This window comes from Janthinobacterium sp. 35, from assembly GCF_002754575.1.
Classification (GTDB): domain Bacteria; phylum Pseudomonadota; class Gammaproteobacteria; order Burkholderiales; family Burkholderiaceae_D; genus Janthinobacterium; species Janthinobacterium tructae.
In genome coordinates this window covers 4,987,278-5,008,589 of the sequence record NZ_PEFN01000001.1, presented here as the reverse complement: position 1 = coordinate 5,008,589, position 21,312 = coordinate 4,987,278, and the positions used below count along the sequence as shown (strand labels likewise).

The 21,312-nt window shown below is 61.4% G+C and carries 16 protein-coding genes and 1 tRNA gene; 11 read left to right on the top strand and 6 right to left on the bottom strand.

The window, feature by feature from the left end; genetic code table 11:
• Window positions 1–66: 66 nt before the first annotated feature.
• Complete coding sequence (locus tag CLU93_RS22395; protein ID WP_099763369.1) at window positions 67–2,337, bottom strand: carboxy terminal-processing peptidase; 2,271 nt, start codon at window positions 2,335–2,337, stop codon at window positions 67–69.
• A 520-nt stretch (window positions 2,338–2,857) separates the two neighbouring features.
• Between CLU93_RS22395 and CLU93_RS22390 the strand changes: the two genes are divergently transcribed.
• Both CLU93_RS22390 and CLU93_RS22385 read left to right on the top strand, forming a co-directional pair.
• Window positions 2,858–4,828, top strand: a complete 1,971-nt coding sequence (locus CLU93_RS22390; protein ID WP_180287914.1) for a methyl-accepting chemotaxis protein — start codon at window positions 2,858–2,860, stop codon at window positions 4,826–4,828.
• 50 nt (window positions 4,829–4,878) lie between these two features.
• Window positions 4,879–5,151: a putative signal transducing protein gene (locus CLU93_RS22385; protein ID WP_099763368.1), complete on the top strand. Its 273-nt coding sequence runs from the start codon at window positions 4,879–4,881 to the stop codon at window positions 5,149–5,151.
• Window positions 5,152–5,154: 3 nt separating this feature from the next.
• On the opposite strand, the gene CLU93_RS22380 is transcribed toward CLU93_RS22385, so the two are convergent.
• Window positions 5,155–5,703, bottom strand: a complete 549-nt coding sequence (locus CLU93_RS22380; protein ID WP_099763367.1) for a thymidine kinase — start codon at window positions 5,701–5,703, stop codon at window positions 5,155–5,157.
• Between the two features lie 294 nt (window positions 5,704–5,997).
• Between CLU93_RS22380 and CLU93_RS22375 the strand changes: the two genes are divergently transcribed.
• On the top strand, window positions 5,998–7,389 hold the full coding sequence (locus CLU93_RS22375; protein ID WP_373629863.1) for a pyridoxal-phosphate dependent enzyme: 1,392 nt from the start codon (window positions 5,998–6,000) through the stop codon (window positions 7,387–7,389).
• Window positions 7,386–8,567 carry a trans-sulfuration enzyme family protein gene (locus CLU93_RS22370; RefSeq protein WP_099763365.1) on the top strand — a complete coding sequence of 394 codons (1,182 nt, stop codon included), beginning with the start codon at window positions 7,386–7,388 and terminating at the stop codon, window positions 8,565–8,567. Before CLU93_RS22375 ends, CLU93_RS22370 begins: the two co-directional genes overlap by 4 nt.
• Before the next feature lie 79 nt (window positions 8,568–8,646).
• Here the strand turns inward: CLU93_RS22370 and CLU93_RS22365 are convergent, their stop codons facing one another.
• Together CLU93_RS22365 and CLU93_RS22360 are read right to left on the bottom strand one after the other, a co-directional pair.
• Window positions 8,647–10,854, bottom strand: a complete 2,208-nt coding sequence (locus tag CLU93_RS22365; RefSeq protein WP_099763364.1) for a penicillin acylase family protein — start codon at window positions 10,852–10,854, stop codon at window positions 8,647–8,649.
• Window positions 10,855–10,869: 15 nt separating this feature from the next.
• Window positions 10,870–11,709, bottom strand: coding sequence for a hypothetical protein (locus CLU93_RS22360; protein ID WP_099763363.1), 840 nt, complete (start codon window positions 11,707–11,709; stop codon window positions 10,870–10,872).
• Between the two features lie 112 nt (window positions 11,710–11,821).
• Here CLU93_RS22360 and CLU93_RS22355 point away from each other — a divergent pair, with 112 nt between their 5' ends.
• The 4 genes from CLU93_RS22355 to CLU93_RS28780 all read left to right on the top strand — a co-directional run bounded on the left by CLU93_RS22355 (window position 11,822) and on the right by CLU93_RS28780 (window position 15,421).
• Window positions 11,822–12,268: a DUF2939 domain-containing protein gene (locus CLU93_RS22355; RefSeq protein ID WP_099763362.1), complete on the top strand. Its 447-nt coding sequence runs from the start codon at window positions 11,822–11,824 to the stop codon at window positions 12,266–12,268.
• 285 nt (window positions 12,269–12,553) lie between these two features.
• Window positions 12,554–13,057, top strand: coding sequence for a DUF2939 domain-containing protein (locus CLU93_RS22350; protein WP_180287913.1), 504 nt, complete (start codon window positions 12,554–12,556; stop codon window positions 13,055–13,057).
• An 85-nt stretch (window positions 13,058–13,142) separates the two neighbouring features.
• Window positions 13,143–13,355, top strand: a complete 213-nt coding sequence (locus CLU93_RS22345) for a hypothetical protein (protein ID WP_099763360.1) — start codon at window positions 13,143–13,145, stop codon at window positions 13,353–13,355.
• Window positions 13,356–13,690: 335 nt separating this feature from the next.
• Window positions 13,691–15,421, top strand: coding sequence for a methyl-accepting chemotaxis protein (locus tag CLU93_RS28780; RefSeq protein WP_099763359.1), 1,731 nt, complete (start codon window positions 13,691–13,693; stop codon window positions 15,419–15,421).
• Between the two features lie 101 nt (window positions 15,422–15,522).
• On the opposite strand, the gene CLU93_RS22335 is transcribed toward CLU93_RS28780, so the two are convergent.
• Window positions 15,523–16,893, bottom strand: coding sequence for an HD-GYP domain-containing protein (locus tag CLU93_RS22335; RefSeq protein ID WP_099763358.1), 1,371 nt, complete (start codon window positions 16,891–16,893; stop codon window positions 15,523–15,525).
• A 496-nt stretch (window positions 16,894–17,389) separates the two neighbouring features.
• Here CLU93_RS22335 and CLU93_RS22330 point away from each other — a divergent pair, with 496 nt between their 5' ends.
• The 3 genes from CLU93_RS22330 to CLU93_RS22320 all read left to right on the top strand — a co-directional run bounded on the left by CLU93_RS22330 (window position 17,390) and on the right by CLU93_RS22320 (window position 21,020).
• The gene (locus CLU93_RS22330) at window positions 17,390–19,672 is read left to right on the top strand and encodes a TonB-dependent receptor (RefSeq protein WP_099764548.1); all 2,283 of its coding nucleotides are present in this window, start codon (window positions 17,390–17,392) and stop codon (window positions 19,670–19,672) included.
• 102 nt (window positions 19,673–19,774) lie between these two features.
• A tRNA-Leu gene (locus tag CLU93_RS22325) sits at window positions 19,775–19,858 on the top strand.
• Window positions 19,859–20,036: 178 nt separating this feature from the next.
• Window positions 20,037–21,020 carry a tyrosine-type recombinase/integrase gene (locus tag CLU93_RS22320; RefSeq protein WP_099763357.1) on the top strand — a complete coding sequence of 328 codons (984 nt, stop codon included), beginning with the start codon at window positions 20,037–20,039 and terminating at the stop codon, window positions 21,018–21,020.
• A 21-nt stretch (window positions 21,021–21,041) separates the two neighbouring features.
• Here CLU93_RS22320 and CLU93_RS22315 read toward each other — a convergent pair whose 3' ends face one another.
• The gene (locus CLU93_RS22315; RefSeq protein WP_099763356.1) at window positions 21,042–21,311 is read right to left on the bottom strand and encodes a hypothetical protein; all 270 of its coding nucleotides are present in this window, start codon (window positions 21,309–21,311) and stop codon (window positions 21,042–21,044) included.
• Window position 21,312 lies beyond the last annotated feature (1 nt).

The following is a 21,312-nucleotide window of genomic DNA, read 5'->3' as shown; positions in this document are numbered from 1 at the left end:
ATTGATTGTTGGAATGATAGAAATACGCGAAACAGATAACTCTCCCCTCCCCTTATTCCACGTTCATTACTTCGATGTCGCCGCCACCGGTGTCGCCTTGACATCGGCAGCATACGGCAAGACCTTCGATGCCAGGCGGGTATCGGCCTTGATCAGCGCCACTTCATCGGCCAGGATGCGCGCCGCTTCGTTCAGCAGCACGTCTTTGGCGCTCTTGGCGGCCGTTTCGGCGTCCAGTTCGGCGCTGAGGGCCCGCTCGTCGCCCTGCAAGCCGTCGTCGGTGCGCAAGGCGCCCTTCACGGCGGCGATCTGCTTGGCCGTCTTGCTGGCCGCTTTCGCGCCCTTCAGCACGTCTTTCGGATCAGGAATCACCACCAGATCTTCGGCAGGATTCGAAATTTGCGCGATCAGGCGTTTTTCACGCGCCTTGGCGCGCGCTTCCTGGGCATCGCGCTCCTTGCGGCGCACGGTTTCATTGAGCGAAATCTGGTTTTCCTTGCGCTGCTTGACGACCAGGGCTATGTCATCGAGCAAGTACTGGAAATCCTTGTCCTTGGCCACGCGCGCTTCATGTTTCTTGTCCAGCAGCGGCACGATATCTTTCAGGTCGCCCGTCGGCATGTAGGGCGCCGGCTTGATGGCCACCCATGGCAAGGCATTGTCATAGCTCGATTCGCCGAAGTTTTCCGCGTCCGACATGGCTGGCAGCTTGATGTCGGGGGTGACGCCGCGCAACTGCGTGGTGCCGCCATTGATGCGGAAGAATTGCGCGATGGTCATTTTCAGCTCGCCGAAACGGGCTTTCTCGCTGCCGCCGAAACGGTCGAGGTTGAACAAGGTTTGTACGGTACCCTTGCCGAAGCTGCCTTCGCCGATGATCACGCCACGGCCGTAGTCCTGCACGGCGGCGGCGAAAATTTCAGAAGCCGATGCCGAGCCGCGGTTGATCAGCACGCCCATCGGACCGTCCCAGGCCAGACCCGCATTCGTATCGCTTTCCACGTCGACCTTGCCTTCGGCATTGCGCTGCATCACGACCGGGCCCTTGTCGATGAACAGGCCCGTCAGTTCGACGGCTTCGTTCAGCGAACCGCCGCCGTTGTTGCGCAAGTCGATCAGGACGTTGTCGACCTTATCCTTCTTCAGCTCGGCCAGCAAACGGCTGACGTCGCGCGTGGCGCTCTTGAAATCCTTGTCGCCACGGCGGCGCGCTTCGAAATCCTGGTAGAAGGTCGGCAGGGAAATGACGCCGATGCGGCGCTTGACGCCGTTGTCACGCACTTCGATGACCGATTTCTTCGCCGCCTGCTCTTCCATACTGATTTTCTTGCGCACCAGCGGCAAGACCACGTGCTTGGCGTCCGGGCCGGCGTCGGCCGGCAGAATGTCGAGGCGCACCACGGAATCCTTGGCGCCGCGGATCAGCTGCACCACGTCGTCGATGCGCATGCCCAGTACTTCGGTGATGGGACCGCTTTCGCCCTGCCCCACGCCGACGATGCGGTCGCCCACTTTCAGCTTGCCCGACAAGCCGGCCGGGCTGCCCGGCACGACTTCGCGCACCACCGTGTATTCATCGCGCGTCTGCAGCACGGCGCCGATGCCTTCGAGCGACAAGCGCATGGCGATGTCGAAGTTGTCCGAGGCGCGCGGGCCCAGGTAATTGGTATGCGGTTCGATCGACATGGCATAAGCGTTCATGAAGATCTGGAACACATCTTCGCTGTTGAGCTTGCGCGCACGGGTGGTGTAGCTTTCATAGCGCTTGTCCAGCGTTTCGCGGATCGCCTTGTCTTCCTTGCCCGCCAGTTTCAGGCGCAGCCAGTCGTTCTTGACACGCTTGCGCCACAGGTCGCGCACTTCCTCGTCGTTCTTCGGCCAGGCGGCCTTTTCGCGGTCGATCTGGTAGCTCTCGTCGGCGGCAAAGTCGAACTTGGTTTTGAGTAATTCACGCGCATATGCCATGCGCTCGTCGAAACGCTGCTGGTACAGGTTGTAGATGGCAAACGGCGCCGTCAGGTCTTCATTGATGATGGCGTCGTCCAGCCTGGTGCGCAGCGGGGCGAAACGGTCGATGTCGGCCTGCACGAAAAACAGTTTTTCCGCGTCCAGGGACTTGAAATAGCGGTCGAAGATTTTCTCCGACATGGCGTCATCGAGCGGCATGGCCTTGTAATGGACGCGCGTCAAGACGCGCGATGCCCACAGGGCGGCCTGCGTTTGCTGGGCCAGCGGCTTCATGGTGAGCGGAGGAGCGGCGCTCTTGTCCGTCTGGGCTGCGCCAGCGTGGGCTGACAGGGCAAGCACCAGGGTGACCAGCATCATTTGCTTCTTCATCGGCTTCTCCGAAAATTAGTTGAATCAATTCCAGGCAGCGCAGCTATGCATGCGCCAGCCAGCAAGACAGTAAGGGGAATACACGACTGGTCTGCATATTATTCTACAGGATACGGCCAGGCAGTCTCCCATGGAAGATCAGTTTCTTCCTGGAAGCTTAAACGCGGATTAAAGGCCGCGTCTCATTCATTACAAAGTGAAACATTCGTGACAAAAATCACATCCCCCGCCAGCGATGAAGATCAACACGCTCCATTGAAATCAAAATAGTCAATAGCCAACCTTTACAATCCTTGATGCAGATGATGTTTTTATGCGAAAAAATGATTCCTGCGGGAAACACTTAGTAACAAAAGGCAAGCAACATGCTATCATCGCGCCCTGAAATTTTGCTTGCACGCGCGCAGCTCCCAAGCGGGCACGCCTGCGCTTCAAGCGCATCCCCCACCAGATCCCCTCCCCATGTGTCATGTCATGACCAGGAATGGCCGAGCTGATTACCCTTTGCCAGACTCACACTATGCCTACAATTTCGTTCTCCCCCCGCCACTGGAGTGTCGGCGGCAAGATTACCGTCTTCACGTTTGCCCTCGTCAGCCTGATCCTCGCCAGCCTGACGACCTTGATCAGCATCCGCACCTCGACCGTACTGGAACAGCGCGCCGAAGCGGCCGTCACCAGCGAGCTCAATAGCGTCATGACGACCACGCAAGTGTTCCACACGGCCATGGTCAACGAGGCAGCCAGCTTCGCGCGCCTGTTCGCGGCCGAATTTCCCGGCCCGTTCACGGTCGACGCGGGCGCCATGGTGGCCGTGGCCGGCAAGGCCACGCCCGCGCTGGCCAACGGCGGCAAGGTGCTCAACCTCGACACGGCCGTGGTCGACCGCTACACGGCGCAGACGGGCGTGATCGCCACCATCTTTGCCGCCAACGGCGATGAATTCGTGCGCATCAGCACCTCGCTGAAAAAGCAGGATGGCGAACGCGCCATCGGTACCCAGCTCGACCACAATCACCCCAGCTATGCGCCGCTGCACGCAGGCCAGCGCTTCGTTGGCATGGCCACCTTGTTTGGCAAGCAATACATCACCCAGTACGATCCCGTGCGCGATGCGGGCGGCAAGGTGGTGGGCGTGCTGTTCATCGGTCTCGATATCAGCAAGAATCTGGCCATGCTGAAAGAGAAGATTCGCCAGGTCAAGATCGGCCAGACGGGCTACATCTATATCGTCGACACAGCGCCCGGCGCCAATTACGGCCACCTGGTGCTGCACCCGAACAGCGAAGGCAAGAGCGCGCTCGACTTCAAGGCCAGCGATGGCCGCCTGTTCATCCAGGACATGCTGGCGCAAAAAGACGGCGCCATGCGCTATACGTGGACGGCGCCGGGCGAAACGCGTGCCAGCGCGCGCGAAAAGCAGCTGTATTACCGTCAATTCAAGGAGTGGCAATGGATCATCGCGGGTGGCACGTTCACGGACGAAATCACGCTTGAGGCGCGCCAGCTGCGCAAGCAGCTGGCCATTTCCGGCTTCATCGCCCTGCTCGTCTTCGCCCTGCTGCTGTACTGGCTGGTGCGCACCCTCGTCTCGCGCCCGCTGGCTGCCGCCGAAACGGCCGCCGCGCAAATCGCTGCCGGCGACCTGACGGTGCACCTCGACACAACCAGCCTGGACGAAATCGGCCGCCTGCTGCGCGCCATGAACCGCATCAGCGACAACCTGTCGCAAGTGGTCGGCAATGTGCGCGGCAGCGCCGGGCAAATCGCCACGGCGTCCGGTGAAATCGCCAGCGGCAACCTGGATTTGTCGAGCCGCACGGAACAACAAGCCAGTTCGCTGGAGGAGACGGCCGCCTCGATGGAAGAACTCAGTTCCACCGTGCGCCAGAACGTCGATCACGCGCAGCAGGCAAGCCGGCTGGCGCGCGACTCGTCGACCCTGGCAGCCGAAGGCGGCGCGGCCGTGGCGCAGGTGGCCAGCACCATGGACGCCATCCGCAGCTCGTCAAGCAAGATCGCCGACATCATCGGCGTCATCGACGGCATCGCCTTCCAGACGAATATCCTGGCCTTGAACGCGGCCGTGGAAGCAGCCAGGGCCGGCGAGCAGGGACGCGGCTTCGCCGTCGTCGCCACCGAGGTGCGCACCCTGGCGCAGCGCTCGACGGCCGCCGCGAAAGACATCAAGGATCTGATCCAGGCGTCCGCCGGCACGGTGGACCTGGGCCACGCGCAAGTGAGCCAGGCCAGCGCCACCATGGATACCGTGGTGGCCAGCGTGCAGCAAGTGAGCACCATCATGGCCGAGATCGCGCAGGCGAGCGACGAGCAGCGCAGCGGCATCGAGCAAGTCAACCAGGCCATCGCCCAGATGGACCAGGTGACCCAGCAGAACGCGGCCCTGGTGGAAGAAGCGGCCGCGGCCGCCGACGCCCTGCAAGAGCAGGCGCATGAGCTGAACCAGGTGGTGGGCGTGTTCAAGCTGTAAGAGCAATCCAGGTGCTAAGATGGGGAAAAACCACCTTGCCAGGAGACACGATGCACGACGACTACGTTTTAATAGCCCGGCTGATGATCCCCACGGATGCCCACGTCATCCGCGGCTGCCTGGCAGCGGCCGGCATCGACGTGCTGCTGACGGACGACCAGCACATGCAGGCCGACATGCTGCTGGCAGCCGCCATCGGCGGCGCCCGCGTCATGGTGCGTGAACACGATGTGGCGCGCGCGAATGAAATCCTGGCCGCCTTCGAGCGGGGCGATCTGGCGCTGGCGGACGATGCCGATGTGGGAATGCCCGTCGCCGAGTAAAGTTTAGGAGTAGAAACAGCGCCCGCATGCCTGGCGGTAACTCTCGTTGCCGCCAATACTGATCTGCTCGCCTTCCTTGATGCGGTGGCCCTGCTCGTCCACGCGGATGTTCATCGTGGCCTTCTTGCCGCAGGTACAAATATTCTTCAATTCCTCGATATCGTCGGCCAGCGCCAGCAGATAGGCCGAGCCGGGGAACGGTTCGCCCTTGAAATCCGTGCGCAAGCCGTAGCAGATGACGGGCACGCCCTTCACTTGCGCCAACTGGTGCAGTTGCTGCACCTGGGCCGTGCTGAGAAATTGCGCCTCATCGACCAGCAAACAGGCGACCTGGGGAATATCGTCGAGGAAATTCGTGTCGGCATGGAAGATATCGACCTGGCGCTGCGGACCCAGGCGCGAGGTGACTCTGCCCACACCGTAGCGGCTGTCGATGGCGGCCGTGTACAGGCGCACCTGCTGGCCCTGCTCTTCATAGTTGTGCGCGACTTGCAACAAGGCTGTCGACTTGCCCGCGTTCATCGCGGAATACCGGAAATAAAGTTTTGCCACTGCCGCCTGCCCTGTCTGTCTGATTATTCTGGATACTGTTTAGCACCTTTTCGAGGCGTGATTATAAATCGCAATGGCGGGCTTGCGGCAGCTTAATACGCGCGCCATTGGCGCGGCAAGCGGGCAAAAAACGGCGCATACTCGCATCGCGCACCTTGCCGCCGATATGCGCAGGGCGCATATGCAAGCATATAAACATTCGTTCGCCGCACTCGTCCACCCGCCTACACTGCGCGGCACGGAAGGCTGCTCGGGACACAATCCCGAGCGGCTGTTTCTCTGACAGGAGCCACCATGAATGATCGAATGCCATCCCCATCCCAGCCGCCAGCGCTATACAAGCTGATCGGCAATACCCCACTGGTCGAAGTCACCAGGCTCGACACGGGCCTGTGCCAGCTGTTCCTGAAACTGGAATCGCAAAATCCCGGCGGTTCCATCAAGGACCGCATCGGCCTGTCCATCATCGAAGCGGCCGAAGCCGACGGCCGCTTGCAGCCGGGCGGCACCATCGTCGAGGCCACGGCCGGCAATACCGGCATCGGCCTGGCCCTGGTGGGCCGCATCAAGGGCTACCGCGTGATTCTCGTCGTACCCGACAAGATGTCGACGGAAAAAGTGCTGCACCTGAAGGCCCTGGGCGCGGAAGTACACACCACGCGCTCGGATGTGGGCAAGGGCCATCCCGAGTACTACCAGGATTACGCGGCGCGCCTGGCGCGCGACCTGCCGGGCGCCTTCTTTGCCGACCAGTTCAACAATCCCGCCAATCCGCTGGCCCACGAAACGACGACGGCGCCCGAAATCTGGGAGCAAAGCGGGCATGACGTGGACGCCATCGTCGTCGGCGTCGGTTCCTCCGGCACCCTGACGGGCCTGACGCGCTACTTCCGCAAGGCGCAGCCGAAACTCGCATTCGTGCTGGCCGACCCGCAAGGCTCCATCCTCACCGAATACATCGAGTCCGGCAAAGTCAGCGACACGAGCGGCTCGTGGGCCGTGGAAGGCATCGGCGAAGATTTTATTCCGGCTATCGCCGACATGGGCAGCGTCACGCAGGCCTACACCATCACGGACCAGGAAAGTTTTGATTCCGCGCGCGCGCTGCTGCTTGCCGAAGGCATTTTAGGGGGTTCGTCGACCGGTACCTTGCTGGCCGCCGCCCTCAAATACTGCCGCGAACAGACGACGCCAAAACGCGTCGTCACGTTCGTGTGCGACACGGGCACGCGTTACCTGTCGAAGGTCTACAACGACGGCTGGATGCGCGACCAGGGCCTGTTGCAGCGGTCCCTTTCCGGCGACTTGCGCGACCTGATCGGACGCCGCTACGACGAGGGCGACGTCGTCAGCGTGGCACCTGGCGACACCTTGCTCACCGCCTTCAACCGCATGCGCTCGGCCGACCTGGCGCAACTGCCCGTCATCGATAACGGCCAGCTGGTGGGCATCCTCGATGAATCGGACTTGCTGCTGCACGTATCAAGCGACGCCGCGCATTTCGCCGGTCTGGTGGGCGCCACCATGACGACGCAGATCGAAACGCTGGCGCCCTCAAGCGGCTTGCCTGCCCTGCGCGCCACGCTGGACCGGGGCTTGACGGCCGTCGTCGCCGACGATATCGCCTTTTATGGCCTGATCACCCGCTTCGACCTTCTCAACCACTTACGCAGGACACTATCTTGAGCCAGGAAACCACCCGCAAGAGCCACCTCGCCACGCGTGTCATCCACGCCGGCCAGTCGCCCGACCCGTCGACGGGCGCCATCATGCCGCCCATTTACGCCACCTCCACCTTTGTGCAGGAAAGCCCCGGCGTGCACAAGGGGTTGGACTACGGCCGCTCGCACAATCCCACGCGCTGGGCGCTCGAACGCTGCGTGGCCGACCTGGAAGGCGGCAGCGCGGCGTTCGCGTTCGCCTCGGGCCTGGCCGCCATCTCGTCCGTGCTGGAACTGCTCGATGCGGGCAGCCATATCGTCGCTGGCGACGACATGTACGGCGGCACCTACCGTTTATTTGAGCGCGTGCGCCGGCGTTCGGCCGGCCACGAATTTACGTATGTGGATTTGACCAATCCGGCAAACCTGCTGGCCGCGCTGCGCCCGGAAACGAAGATGGTGTGGGTGGAAACGCCCACCAACCCGATGCTGAAACTGGCCGACCTGCGGGCCATTGCCGACATCTGCCGCGCACGGGGCATCATCGCCGTGGCCGACAACACCTTCGCCAGCCCGCTGGTGCAGCGCCCACTGGAACACGGTTTTGATATCGTCGTGCACTCGACCACCAAGTATCTGAACGGCCACTCGGACATCATCGGCGGCATCGCCATCGTCGGCGCGGAAGAACGCCAGGCCGAATGGCGCGAGCAGCTGGGCTTCCTGCAAAACTCGGTGGGCGCGATTGCCGGCCCGTTCGACAGCTTTTTGGCCTTGCGCGGCATCAAGACCCTGGCCATCCGCATGCAACGCCATTGCGCAAGCGCGCTGGTGCTGGCGCAGTGGCTGGAGCAGCAAAAGGAAGTGAAATCCGTGTTTTATCCGGGCCTGGCCTCGCACCCGCAGCACGCGCTGGCGCAGCGCCAGATGGACGGTTTCGGCGGCATCATCTCGATCGACCTCGATACGGACCTGGCCGGCGCGCGCCGCTTCCTGGAACGCTGCGAGGTGTTTGCCCTGGCCGAAAGCCTGGGCGGCGTGGAAAGCCTGATCGAGCACCCGGCCCTGATGACGCATGCCAGCATCCCGCCCGAACAGCGGGCCAAGCTGGGCATCGGCGACGGCTTGATCCGCCTGTCGGTGGGCATCGAAGACATCGAAGACCTGCGGCATGACTTGCGCACGGCGCTCGATGCGATCTGATCTTTCAAATCAACCCAAGAGCAGAACTACCGGGGTCGTACCCTGAGGGTACGACCCCTGCTCTTGCCGTGGGGCTGCCTCACTCCCCCGGCCGGTACCTGCGCTCCAGGTGCCTGGCCACGTCCTCGGGATAAAACAGCACCTCCTTGAATTGACCGCGCGCGTACATGGCCGCCTGGTCCTGGAAGTGCGGCGAGTGCGGGTCGCCGCTCTGACCGCCGGCGAGGATGCTTTTCGCCTTGATGCGGGGGCCAAATTCCACGGCCGCCACGAAGCTGTTGCCGCGCTCGCCATAGATGCGTCGCGTAGTGCTCTTGCTGCTCTGGCCATACGCGGCCAGCGCGCCCCAGTTGCCCGACGCGTAAGGCACGGGCAAGCTGGGCTGCGCATCGTCGAATGGCTGCACCATGTCGCCCGTCAGGCGCTGGTAGCGGTTGATTTCGCCCCATGGCGTTTGCCAGTGGCCGAAATCGCGCTGCAGTTTATCGGCGGCGCTGGCCAAGGCCGCCAGCCGCTGCGCTGCAGTGACCTTCTCCGTCGCCATGAAGTCGACCACGGGCACGCCGTTCTCGCGCGCCTGCTTGCCCGTCAGTTCCGCCAATTCCTGGCCCCAGAACACGGCCAGCGATGTCGCCGTGGACGTCAGCGCATAGCGCCAGTCCCAGGCCCGCAGCAAGGCGATTTTATCGGCCAGCGCCAGCTGTTGCGCGTCGCCGGCCGGCAGCGCATCGTATGCGGCGAACAACGGTGGCAGCAGCGCTTCGAAGGCCGTCAGTTCGCTGTCGTAGGAGGCGGCGATCAGGCTGTCGAGCGTGAAATCCTTCTTGTTCTGGAAGACCTTGACGGCATGCAGGCCGCGCGCGTTTTCGCCATACACGGACATGTAGGCGGGATAGTCGTGCTGGCGTGGGCTGTTGGCGCCGGCCGCCGAATACGGCCAGTTGTTCGTATTCTGTATCCAGCCATTCTTCGGATTGAACAGGGTGATGGTTTGCGCCACCGTGTGCAGCCCTTTCCATTCCGTGGCCGGGTCGCTGCCGTCGACGGGCTGCTTCCAGTTGAAGCGCGGGTCGCGCACGGGAATGAAATTGCCGTGAAAATAGGCGATATTGCCGTCCGCATCCGCATATACCGTATTGTTCGACGAATTCGTGCGCAGTTCCATGGTCTTGTAAAACGCAGCGTAATCGCGCGCCTTGGTGCGCGTGTACGATTGCATGAGCGCCTTCATGGGCGAGTGCATCAGGCGCACGGCCACCCAGCGCCCGTCCTGCGCGCGCACGATGGGACCGTGGTGGCTGTAGTAGACGGTGATGGTTTTCGAGCCCATGGCGCCACTCGCCAGTTTATATGGCAAGGTAATCGGCACGGCTTTCAAGGGAAGCAGGCCACCGTCATAGCGGTAGAACCATGCGCCATCCCGCTCGACGATGCTTTCCAGGTATTCGTCGATGACGTCGCCGCCGCCCGAGGTATGCATCCAGCCGAGGCGCTCGTTGAAACCCTGGTAGACGAAGAACTGGCCCCAGGTGACGGCGCCGTATGCGTTCAAGCCTTCGCCGCTGGTGACTTGCACTTCGGGGCGGAAGTAAAACGAAGTGTGCGGGTTGATCATCAACAGCGCATGGCCATTTTTCGTGATCGCGGGCGCGATGGCGAAACCGTTCGAACCGCTCGGCTCGGGTTCCAAGCCCGTCTCGATGCCGGCCAGCGCCACGGCGGCGGGCCTGGCTTGCTGGCCGTAAAACGCTTCGAGCTGCGCCAGGTTGATCGATTCGATATCACCGCCGATGCTGCCCTCGCTGAAACTCAAGGCCATCCACGGCTCGAAATGCGTGATCAACTTGGGTTTGACGTGCGGATGCTTGGCCAGGTAAAAATTCAAGCCATCGGCAAACGCATCCATCAATTTACGCAGCCACGCCGGACTGGCGCGGTACTGCGCCTGCAGCTCAAGCGGGGCGATGAAGAGCTTCATGCGCAGGTCGCGGTACAGTTCCCGTTCGCCCTCCACCTCCGCCAGCCGCCCCATGGCATTGATGTAGTTCAATTCCACGCGGGGGAAATCATCCTCGGCTTGCGCATACATCAAGCCAAAGACGGCGTCCGCATCGCTCTTGCCCGTGACGTGGGGAATGCCCCAGGTATCGCGCGCGATGCTGACGTTGGCGGCCTGCGCCTGCCAGCGGGCCATGTCAGCAACAGAAGCGGCGGGTGCTGCCAGCGCGGGAGCACTGGCAACGATTCCGCAGGCGATGGCGGCGAACAGGGTGCGGCGAGCCAGCATGAACTACTCCAGTAATCAGGATGCGTCGATCAGCGTGGCTATGCGCTGGTTGAGTTCCACATTTTCCGCCTGCAATTGCGCCACTTTCTGCTTCAAACTGGCGATCTCGCCGCGCAGGCGCTCCGCTTCCGAAGGCGCCTGGGCTGCATTCTCGGCCCACGGCTCATTGCCCGTTTCCGGCGTGTCCTGCGACACGTGAGGCGCCTTCGGCTCGCGCGGCGTGCGCGTGGCGGCGCGCTGTTCGCGGATTTCCTTGGCCGCCTGGCGTAATAATTTCTTGCCACCGGCGACGGCCGCCACCTGCTCTTCCGGCGGCAGCGACGCCACGGTGGCGGCCGCATTGATGGAGATCGTGCCCGAACGGACCGCTTCCACCAGTTCCGGCGCGGCCGCCTTCTGGATTTTTTCGATCTGGCTGATCTGGTTGCTGCTCAAGCGCGCTGCCTTGGCCACCTCTTCGCGCGTGCTCATGGGGGGTTTCGGCGCGTTTTCGCCGTCCGGCGCGTCAGCCGCGCTGACGGGCGCCGGGCTGCGCGCGGCGACGATTTCCTTCTTGCGCAAGGCCAGCACGCCGCGCTGGAAGTCCGACACGCTGCGGCGCGCCAGGTGATTGTCGATCATCCACAGCATGACGTCGTCGAGCGAGGTAAAGCTGGTGTTCTGGATGGTCTTGAATTCGATGCCGTGCTGGCGGCAGATGGCGTAGCGGTTATGCCCGTCGATCAGCACGTCGTTCCACAGCACCAGCGCGTCGCGGCAGCCTTCGGCCAGCAGGCTGCGTTCGAGCGCCGCGTATTCGCTGGCGGTGAGCGGGTCGATATACGACTGCAGCACCTGATTGATAGTGATATTCATGGTTGTCCTCAATAATGCGGCGCGATGGTCCGCGCCGGCACGAATGCTACACCATCCACCGCCCCTGGCCGGGTAAAATCACGGCGGCACAGCTCATACAAAAACACGGACCATGAAAAGAAAGTACGCCACCGCGATCATTTTTAGCGTCGCCGCCATCGGCTTCACCTGGGTCAGCCCCTATATCGCCATGTACCGCATCAGCATCGCGGCGAAATCCGTGCGCCTGGAAAACCTGGCGCAGCAGGCCGACCTGCCCGCCGTGCGCGCCAGCGTGGCGCGCCAGTTGCGGGTGGCCGGCGAAACGGCCAATGACGAGGATTTCAAGGAAATGCTCGACACCATCGTCTCGCCGCCCGGCATCACCGTATTGATCTTGCACGGCAAGCAAGGGGCGGATGGCAAGCGCCACGACTTCGGCATGGCGTACCGCTCGTGGAATGAAGTGGTGCTGCGGCGCAGCGGCGCCGGCCCCGCCGCCAGCCAGTTTTTGCTGCGCCGGCATGGCATCTGGGATTGGAAATTGACGGATATTACCTTGCCGCCGGAATTACTCTGAAGAAACTTGATCTAAAACAATACTTACCTAAACCGCCATATTGATTTTGGGAAATATTATGTAGAATGCTAAGTAGGTCGTGGGAAGTTATTGTGAAGTTATGACGAACAGAACCGGATGCTCTGCAAGGCGCCTGCTGCGACGCAGTGCGAGCACTGCTAGCAGCGGGCAACACCGCAGAGCGCCGGTTATGGAAGTCAGAAATCACAATAATTTATTGCGACTTACTTCGCACTTCAGGCGCACCGGGTCGCCAGGCATCCGAGAGATTGCACGATGAAAAGAATGTTGCTTCTCGCTCTAGTGGCACTGGTCGCGCTGGCCGGCGCCTTCTATGGCAGCCCGTATTTCACCATGAACAAGATCCGCGCGGCAACCATGGATGAGGATACCCAGGCCCTGGCGGCGCAAATCGACCTGGCGCAACTGCGCGGCAGCCTGGGGCAGCAACTGCATGCCCTGTTCTCGGCGCCGGAAGTGGCCGACGACATCAACCCCGACGTCATCGACCCCTTGCTCGATACCATGCTGATGCCTGAAGGCATCGTCGCCTTGATGAAGCTCAATGACCGCTACGAAAAGCCGATCGCCAAGGTCAGCGACATCAGCGGCCGCAAGCGCAATGCCAAGCCCGACTACAAGCTGCGCTACACCGCCTGGGACAAGGTCGTGGTGCAGCGCGCCCATAGCAAGAGCCATATCGGCGAGCTGACTCTGACGCGCGACGGCCTGTGGCGCTGGAAACTGGTGTCGGTGGCGCTGCCCAGGAATCTGCTGGCCGACGCGTAAGGCGCGGGCCCGGCGTATCGGCAAACAGCGGCTATCCGAAACCTTACACTGCTATCATCAGGTTTTGATTTCCATCGGAGGCAGCATGTCAGACCTGGTACAACACGCACTGGCCCACGCGGGCAAACCGGCCACCACGCCCTGGGTGGTGACCCTGGTCAGCGGCGAAAAACTCACCGGCCCCATTTCCCCGCTCAGCGACGGCTGCTACGCCATCGGCCTGGGACAAATCAAGTACTTTTCCAGCGACAAAGTCGCCTGCCTGAATGTATCGGGCGCGGGCGCATTTCCCATCTGAGCACGGACCGCCAGGGCCTGCGACCTGCAAGCCCTTTGCCACTTGACCGTCTCGCCGGCCAGTGCCCCCCCGGCATTGGCCGTCCATGCTAACTAGTTGTTTTTAGGAACGAAAATCTCATTGATTTACTGATTTTTTTATGCAACAATGAATTTAATAAATAAAACAAATAAATTATTGAAATCAGTTTTTAAGTAACGCAATCCTCACACCACGAATCCGTGTTCTGGATAGAAAAGCACTGCACAAGGCGCGCCCACTGGCCAACACTATATGGCTACCGGCACCACGCGAGCACCGTTTCTAATTTCATAACGTATTCTGGGAGAGGCATCATGAATCAATTAACTGTTCGCAAGCAACTGACCCTGGCCTTCGGCCTGCTGGTCTTTTTCCTTGTCGGCATCTCGATCCTGTCCGTGCGGAGTCTGTCCAACTCCAACGCCGACTTTGAGCAGTATGTCAACGGCATTATGGCGCGTGCCAATACGGCGCACCGCGTGCGTGACGCGATCGACATGCGCGCCGTGGCGGCCAGGAACCTGGTACTGCTTACCAAGCCGGAAGACGTGGACGTCGAACGCCAACACATCATGCAGGCGCATGCGAATGTCGCCAAGAACATGCAGCACCTGCTGCAGCTGGCACAGCAGCCGGATGTATCGGACGAGGTGCGCGCCATCATCAACAAGATCGACAGCATCGAAAAACGCTATGCTCCCGTGGCGCTGGCCATCGTGGACCTGGCGCTGCAAAAGAAAACCGAACAAGCCATCGTCAAGATGAACGAGGAATGCCGTCCGCTGCTGGCCGCCCTCGTCGCCGCCACCGATGAATATTTCACGCTGACGGACCAGCACTCCGCCCTCCTCTTGCAGAAAGACGACGCGCATTACCTGCTCAACCGGAACATCCTCATCGGCGCCAGCTTGCTGTCCATCGTGCTGGCGGCCCTGGCAGGCTGGCTCATCACGCGCCACTTGCTCAAGGCACTCGGTGCCGAACCGCGCCAGCTGTGCGACGCCGTCAGCCTGCTTGCCGGCGGCGACCTGACCGGAAAACTCAGCGTCGCGGCGAACGATAGCGTCAGCGTACTGTCGGCGCTGCAGCGCATGCAAGTGTCGCTGACCTCGGTAGTCTCCTCCGTGCGCCAGGATTCCGACACGGTGTCCCTGGCCGCTGCGGAAATTTCCACCGGCAATAACGATCTTTCCACACGCACGGAACAGCAAGCCAGTTCACTGGAAGAAACCGCTTCCTCGATGGAAGAACTGACCAGCACGGTGCGCAAGAATGCGGACAATGCCCGCGAAGCCAATGTGCTGGCAACAACTGCATCGGATGTCGCCAGCAAGGGCGGCGCCGTGGTGGGGCAAGTGATGGGCACCATGGACCTGATCAGCGAATCGTCGCGCAAGATTGTCGACATCATCAGCGTCATCGACGGCATCGCCTTCCAGACCAATATCCTCGCCCTGAATGCCGCCGTGGAAGCGGCGCGGGCCGGCGAACAGGGCCGCGGCTTCGCCGTCGTGGCGACCGAAGTGCGCGGCCTGGCCCAGCGCAGCGCCAGCGCGGCCAAGGAAATCAAGACGCTGATCGACGATTCCGTCAGCCGTGTCGATGCGGGCGCCAGGCTGGCGGCGCAGGCGGGCACGACGATGTCCGAGGTAGTCGCCAGTGTCGCCCGCGTCAGCAATATCATCGCCGAGATCACGATGGCCAGCCAGGAACAGTCCGCCGGCATCGAGCAGATCAATCAGGCGGTGGCGCAGATGGATGGCGTCACGCAACAAAATGCGGCGCTGGTGGAGGAAGCGGCGGCGGCGGCCGAATCGCTGCGCAACCAGGCCAGCCACCTGGTGCAAACCGTGAGCATCTTCAAGACGCACGACGGCCAGGTGGCGGCACCGGCGCGCACGACGGCAGCAGCACGCGCCAGCGCAAAACCGCAGCGCCTGGTACCGGCTGCGGCCAGCAGCACCGTCAAGCGCCAGGCCGCGCCGGCAAAACCCCGTGCGGTGCAAACGGAAGCCGTGACGGCCGGCGATTGGGAAGAGTTTTAAGCAGCTCACAGATACAGGGGAAGGCCGCAACTGGCACCTCCCCTGTCACGTTGCAACAACACGCCAGCCCGCGCTGACGCCACCAGGCACTCGCTGTCCGGCTACGCGAGGTCGGGCAAGCGCTCCAGCGCCACTTTCAAGGCGGCAAAACACTGCGCGTCGATGGCTGTGCCCACGGTCTCGGCCATGATCTCGAGCGCTTTCGGAATGGGAATCGGCCCCCGATATGGCCGGTCGGCCGTGATGGCGTCGAAAATATCGGCCGTGGTGATGATGCGCGTTTCCAGGCTGATGTCGTCGGCTGTCAAGCCACGCGGATAGCCCTTGCCATCGAGCCGCTCATGGTGCGCAGCTGCCACGACAGCCAGTTCGGCAAACGCATCAATGCGTGACAAAATCGTTTGCGTATAGTGTGCGTGCTGCTGCACGGCCAGCCACTCCTCCGCGTCGAGTTTGCCGGCCTTGTCCAGCACGCTATTGCTGACGCCAAGTTTCCCGACGTCATGCAGCAAGGCCCCCCGCTTGAGCCAGCGACGCCGCTCCGGCGTCACGCCCAAGGTTTCGGCGATCATGTCCGCATACAAGGCTACCCGGGCGCTGTGCCCGCTCGTGTACGGGCTTTTCGAATCGACCACCTGACCGAACGCGGCAGCGATGTCGTCGAGATAGTCCTCGTCCACCGGTACGGAACGGTTGGCCGGCTCCAGCGCCGCCACGGCAGCCGTCAGGTCCTGCGAGCGCAACATGGACCAGAAGGCGGCCGACTGCGCCACCCGCTCGAACGCCTGCACCAGTTGCGGGTCGAACCAGCTGCCCGCGCGCTGGCGCACCTCGGCCTGGGCGGCGCGCGCGCCATCGGCCGTATGAAACACGTCGATCACCTGTGCCAGCAGGGCAATGCGCGAAAACAAGGGAATCGCCTGGCCTGCCAGTTTGTCCGGCTTGCCCTGGCCATTGTAGTGTTCGTCGAGGCTGTAGATGCCCTGTGCCACGGATTCCGGAAAGCGCAGCAGGCGCGCGATGTCGGCGCCGCGCTGGCAGCGCGTGGCGATCAGCTCCTGCGCGATGTGTGCGCCGTCGCGCAAGATCGTCATCACGGCGCGGAAGCGCTCGGCCAGGCCCGCCTTCAGGCCCGTGTGCTTGAGGACGAATTTGAGCACTTGCGGCAGGCTGTCGCCCACCGTCTTGAAGCCTTGTTTGAAAGACAGATCATCCGTCAGGTAGAGCTCGCAGATGCGCGCGGCATTGCTGCTGCAGCCCAGGTCCTTCAGCAGCAGGGTGTAATACAGATTCCACAGGTCTTCATCCGCCATGCCCAGTTCGCGTCCCACGTGCATGCCGATCCAGCAACAGCGGATGCAATGGCCTTCTGGCTGTCCCTCCGTGATGTCCAGGGCCTGGCTCAGGGCGGCGATCAGTTCGGAAAGCCGGATGCCGTCAACGGGCGGCGCACTTGCGGATAAGATTAACATGGTAGAAATATAAGTTTCTAATTTGCAATAAACTACATTCTACGCCAGATCTTGCCTGTAACTACCTTGTGGCAACATCATTGTTCGTGCATGCGCCGCGCCCAGCAGCTGGCAGGCAAGATGCCATCCCATGATGTCGCAACACAACAACATCGCATGGCAGAAGAAAAAAGGGGAAGTGTCGCATTTTCCGCACTGCACACTGAGCGCTGGCACGCCATGGCAGCGGCATGTTTGCGCTGGCACAGGGAAAGATTTCGATGGCCAAGTCGTCCTTTGCGCTGGCACAAGCCTGTCGGCACCCCACTATGCACCCGCCAGATATTGACGACAAATACGATTTTATTCACGTATTGAGTCGAAATACATATAAATAGTCTTGCCTGGAAAATGGCACGAATACCAAAACTTTCCGTGCTAGCATGATTTTTCGTCTAGCGGACTTGCGCCTGCCTGGACCTTACGAACAACCTTGACCGACAGGAGCCGTTTCATGATGACACCGCATGCCAGCACACACGCCAGCACCATCCGCCACAGCCTGATTGCCCTGGCAATCACTGCCGCCTTTCCCCTGCAGGCGATGGCGCAGGACAGCGTCCCGGCGCCGGCCGCACCAGCGGTACAGGCCGGCCCTGGGCAGCTGGAAACGGTGATCGTGACGGCCCAACGGCGCGCGGAAAACATCAAGGACGTACCCATGTCCATCGCCACCCTGAAAGGCGACAAGCTCGACACCCTGACGGCCGGCGGCGCCGACATCCGCTTCCTCAACAGCCGCTCCCCCAGCGTCTCGGTCGAATCGGATTACGGCCGCACCTTTCCCCGCTTCTACATTCGCGGCCTGGGCAACACCGACTTCGACTTGAACGCCTCGCAGCCCGTGGGCCTGGTGATGGACGACGTGGTGCAGGAAAACGCCATGCTGAAAGGCTTTCCCGTGTTTGACGTCGATCAGGTCGAGGTGCTGCGCGGCCCGCAAGGCACCTTATTCGGGCGCAACTCGCCGGCCGGCGTGATCAAGTTCGATTCCGCCAAGCCCGTCTTCAACACGGAAGGCTACCTGAGCGGCGGCTTCGGCAAGGATGGCATGAAGAACCTGGAAGGCGCCTTCAACGTGCCCGTCAGCGACACGGTGGCCCTGCGCTTTTCCGGCCAGACGCAGCGCCGCGGCGACCGCGTGCATAACCCGCGCCCGACCGGCACGCGCGACTTCGAAGGCTATGAAGACAGCGCCGCCCGCCTGCAAGTGCTGGTCAAGCCCACGCGCGACTTCACGGCCCTCTTCAACGTGCACGCGCGCAACCTCGATGGCACGGCGACGCTGTTTCGCGCCAACATCCTGAAACAGGGCACCAACGACCTGGTCGACAATTTCGATTATGGCTCCTACCCTACCGATGGCATCAACCGCCAGCACCTGAAAACCAAGGGCGGCAGCATGCGCCTGAAATGGGACTTGCCTGGCGTCACCCTGCATTCGATCACCGGCTACGAAAAACTCGATTTCTTCAGCCGCGCCGACGTCGACGGTGGCTACGGCGCCGTGTACGCGCCGCCGATGGGCCCCGGCTTCATTCCTTTCGTCGTGGAAACGGCCGACGTGATCCCGAACCACAAGCAGATTTCACAGGAATTCCGCGCCGAATCGAGCGCAAAGGGCCCGCTGCAATGGATAGGCGGCCTGTTTTACTTCAAGGAAGATATCCAGATCGACAGCATCAGCTTTGACAGCCTGGCGCCCGGCAATCCGCAAAACAGCGCCTACGCCACGCAAAACCAGAGCTCGAAGTCGTACGCGGCCTTCGGCTCGCTCAACTACACGGTCTCGGACGCCCTGAAACTGCGCGCCGGCCTGCGCTACACGAGCGACAAGAAGGATTTCTCGGCCAAGCGCGTGGAAGCGACCACGGCCGGCCCGTTCAACCTGCATGACACCTCGCACAACGTCAGCTGGGACCTGAGCGGCACCTATGTGCTGACGCCGGAAACGAACGCCTACGCGCGCATCGCCACCGGCTACCGCGCGCCATCGATGCAGGGCCGCCTGAACGGCCTGGCCGACCGCCCCTCCCAGGCCGGCGCCGAAAAAGTGCTGTCGGTGGAAGCGGGTATCAAGCAAGACCTGTTCGACAAGCGCGCCCGCCTGAGCCTGGCCGTGTTCCAGTACCGCGTGAAAGACAAGCAATTGACGGCCGGCAGCGGCGTGGTCAACATGAACCGCCTGCTCAATGCCGAAAAGGCCACCGGCCAGGGCGTGGAACTGGACTTCCAGGCGAATCTCAGCGACTCGCTCAGCATGACCCTGGGCGGCAGCTATAACCACACGGAAATCCAGGACAAGAAACTGTACGTGCAAAGCTGCGGCAACGCCCAGAACACCCCGGCCAGCGGCTGCACCGTCACCGACCCCGTCGGCCCCTTCGTGGGCACGGCCTACATCGACGGCAACCCGCTGCCGCGCGCGCCCGAATGGCAAACCAACTTCACCTTGAAATACAGCATCCCCCTCGCCAATGGCGAGTTCTACGCCTACACGGACTGGGCCTACCGCACCAGCTACAACTTCTTCCTGTACGAAGCGAAGGAATACAAGGCCAAGGAATTGCTCGAAGGCGGCTTGCGCGTCGGCTACAAATGGGACCGCTACGAACTCTCGGCGTACGGCCGCAACATCACCAACCAGGTCCAGGCACTGGGCGCCATCGAATTCAACAACCTGACCGGCATCGTCAACGAGCCGCGCACGTATGGGGTGCAGTTCAAGGCGACGTTTTGACGGCGGGTAGATAAAATCAGGCTGTCCGCTGCAAACCGGACAGCCTGGCTCAGGCACAAGATGGCGTGATGCGCATCACCTGTGCTAGAATCTCGCCGCGCTGCCCGGATGGTGAAACTGGTAGACACTGGAGACTTAAAATCTCCCGCCTGTAAGGGCGTGCCGGTTCGATTCCGGCTCCGGGCACTCAGAGACATTTTTGCAGTACACGATAAAAGGCGATAAATCCAATAGAATCAAGGATTTATCGCCTTTTTTCTTTTCGTCAAGCGCTAGCAATTGCGATACGAAGCGATTAATAAACTGCACCAACTCCCCAAAAAATCCCCATAATGTCCCCATGTTTTCCTCGGGGGATTAGGTAGTGGCATCGATTACAAAACAGAAAACCGGCTGGCGCGTCCAGATTTCCGTCAAAGGAGTGCGCGATTCCGCAGTCCTTCCCACAAAAGCTGAGGCGCAGGCATGGGCTATTGAGCGCGAATCGCAGATGCGGCGCATGGTTGAGACGGGTGTAAACACCGATAAAACGTGCCAGGATGCCTTCGATAGATACGGTGTCGAGGTTTCGCCACACAAGCGTGGTGCACGCTGGGAAGGTATCCGACTGGCCGCGATAGCCCGCCACATTGTCAATCAGGTGCCCCTTGGTGAGATGAAGCTGTGCGACGTCACGGCCGACGTTCTCGGCAAGTGGCGCGATGATCGGCTCTTATCTGTTGCTGGGTCTACCGTAAATCGCGACATGAATTTACTGTCGCACGTTTTCACGACTGCACGCCGGGAATGGAAATGGATTTCCGCCAGCCCTACCGTCGACGTGCGCCGTCCTAAAAATCCCCCGCCCCGCGACAGGCGCATAAGCGACGACGAGATCGAACGATTGTGCCTGGCACTGGGTTTTGATGGAGAAGTCACGACCAAGTCGTCAGCAATCGCGGTCGCCTTCCTGTTCGCTATCGAGACAGCCATGCGTGCCGGCGAAATATGCGGACTCACCTGGGGGGATATTGAGGACAATGTGGCGCATTTGCCGCGCACGAAGAACGGCACCAAGCGGTCCGTTCCGCTGTCGGGCCGCGCCATTGAATTGCTGGAGCTGCTTCCGACTGGGAATGACACATGCTTCGGGGTTTCAACAGCAAGCCTCGATGCCCTATTCCGGAAGGCCCGAGGTGCAGCAGGTGTAGGAGATATGACCTTTCACGACACTCGCCATGAAGCAATCACGCGGCTGGCCAAGAAACTCAATGTGCTGGAATTGGCGCGCATGGTCGGACATAAAGACTTGACGATGTTGCAAATCTACTACAATGAGACGGCTGCAGAACTGGCGAAGAAGCTGTAATCCTTCGCCAGCCACATACCTTCAGTTTTTGTCTCGGTGGCGTTGTGCCCACTCGACCACTTCCTTGGCGCTGTACAGCGGATGCGATTTTGCTTTCGTTGGCAGCCTGATCGCCTTTGGAAAGCTCGGGAGACACGCGATATTCTGGCGTACAACCTGCGGATTTCGCTTGAAGTATTGCCCCAGCATTTCCATGTCCCACAGGTCAACGGATAGCGGCAGCGCCGGGCGTTGTATTTTTTCGATTGCCTCTGCCAGCTTGGCCAGGATGTCGGTTTCTGTGGCTGTCATG